1 protein-coding gene and 3 tRNA genes are annotated in these 2,176 nt (G+C 61.3%); all 4 read right to left on the bottom strand.

Annotated features, from left to right (window positions below; genetic code table 11):
- A partial coding sequence (locus BSE24067_RS32085; protein WP_039555751.1) for a GTP-binding protein occupies positions 1-86 on the bottom strand: 86 nt, incomplete at its 3' end.
- 65 nt (positions 87-151) lie between these two features.
- Positions 152-226, bottom strand: a tRNA-Thr gene (locus BSE24067_RS32090).
- Positions 227-251: 25 nt separating this feature from the next.
- Positions 252-325: transfer RNA gene (locus BSE24067_RS32095), tRNA-Gly, on the bottom strand.
- Between the two features lie 44 nt (positions 326-369).
- Positions 370-455, bottom strand: a tRNA-Tyr gene (locus tag BSE24067_RS32100).
- Positions 456-2,176: the final 1,721 nt, after the last annotated feature.

Genomic DNA, 2,176 nt, shown 5'->3' on the forward strand with positions numbered 1-2,176 from the left:
GTCAGCGTCGTCTTGCCGTGGTCAACGTGACCGATCGTACCAACGTTGACGTGCGGCTTGGTCCGCTCAAACTTTTCCTTGGCCATTTTCAACTCCCGAAAGGAATTTCACATGTTGCGCCGCGCGCAAACAGACACTGACTTTTTACTGCTGGTGCCCATGGGCAGGATCGAACTGCCGACCTCTCCCTTACCAAGGGAGTGCTCTACCACTGAGCCACATGGGCGGTATTACGCTTCAACTTCACGGACTGGAGCGGGTGAAGGGAATCGAACCCTCGTCGTAAGCTTGGAAGGCTTCTGCTCTACCATTGAGCTACACCCGCACGGGCCACTAACGATTCCCTACCGCTCGCTTCGCTGATGTTCTTGGTGGAGGAGGTTGGATTCGAACCAACGTAGGCGTAAGCCAACAGATTTACAGTCTGCCCCCTTTAGCCACTCGGGCACCCCTCCGTAGAGAACTGACGATTATGGGGGTGCATCGCACTCTTGTCAAGCACATCCGGAAGATTATTTTCATTCTCTTCCAGAGCGCCGTGCGACTGACCCGGCACCCACGCTCGCCCGGCTGAGGCAAGCACGAGAGGATCACCGATCGGCGTCCACATCCTCGTCAGACTCCGCCCTCAGCATCGACTTGCATCTTCGCTGAAAACGAAAGACCGCCATCATACGGCCTCCGGCGCGTAATGCCAAGCAGATTGACAGAAAAATTCGCAATTTCCATGCCGGACGAGCTGCGAGGCCCAGGCTGAACACTGGCGAGCCTAAAATCGGCCGGTCGAGACGCTCAATGGGCGACGCCGCAACCTGTTCTCGCCTCCATATAGCGAAGCGGGCAGCGTCGCGCCAGCATCGGAGCCTGTTTTTGGCTTTATTTGGCCTCGAGTTCAGTACGTAGGCGCTGCTGCGCGCACTATGTGTCGCGCGATCCTTGCGCTGCCGGCAGCGCCGAAACGGGCGCCCGGGGCGGCCTCCACCCCGCCTCTACGTCGATCGGCTTGTGGCCGATGGGCGACGATCTGCGCTTGCGTTCCTGGCGACCACAAGCCCGTCTTGGCCGTCCGCAGGTAGCGATGCTGCGCTCTGATACACTCCTCGCGGCATCTGCGAGCATGGACGCGCGGCCTTTCCACCGCTTCAACTCGCGCCAAATACAACATCGCCTCGCTCCCACGCCTGCCGCTCCACGAGGTGATTGGCGTCCTCCTCCACCGGTGGAAGTTCCGTCGGCCTAACTCCGAAGCTGGGAGTATATGGGGCGTCAAGCATGGCGATGTCCGCCTGTTCGGCGGCGCCCCGATACCTGACCGACGTCAGCGTCGCATCCTACCGATCATTGGCGCGAAAGCTGGCATGCGGCACCAGTTTGCCGGCATCGCGCGGGGTGCCACGCGGCAATGCTCGCATTGATCCCGATTCGGGACATAGGCGCGGGCCGCGGTTCTATCACGTGCAAGCGCTCCGGCATGGGCGCGGCACGCACCGCGGAGCTCGCGCGTCCACGGACGTCGACGCGGGTAGCACACCGCTCGCGATGTCGGACGGATGTCGAGTCGCTTCGGCGTCCGCCGGAACGGCCACGCCGTGATTGCGGGAAACGGGAGCGGGGACCCGATCGATCGGCAACGCGCCCGTTGCAGCGCGAATTGGACGTAAATCCCAACGGCGGCCTTGGTCGGCATTCGGGTACCGAAAGACGGTTGTCGCAGGGCTCGCTTCTGACGGGAGTGGCGCCATTTGGTACCAAACGCACCTATGGTACGCAGGCACCTTGAATGAAGCCGGCGACATTGCACCGAGATCGCGTAAATACGTTAGCCAATAGCGTTTGATGGCGGGAAATCGCAGCACGGTAATACGCCGCACGTCGCGCGCGATGGATATGACTGACCGAAAGTACGAGCAGGAAGCAGCCCCCAACAGCAGTACCCCGATGTGCCATGGAGTCCTCGCAACGCGCGAGGAGATCGATTCGTTGTCCGGAGAACGGGTGCCGCAGGCAGACTGATGCACCGGCAAATTGACCGATCGACGCGGCAAATTTCGCTGCGCGGGGCCAATGCTACCGGACCGGATATGGATTGGGGCGGGCCCTGTTGCCGCCTTCGGCTGAAACGACTTGGCGTTGATCCGGCTATTCCCCGTGCAGCGCAGACGCCCTGACGCGACTA

The sequence above is a fragment of the Burkholderia latens genome (assembly GCF_902499045.1).
Classification (GTDB): Bacteria; Pseudomonadota; Gammaproteobacteria; order Burkholderiales; family Burkholderiaceae; genus Burkholderia; species Burkholderia latens.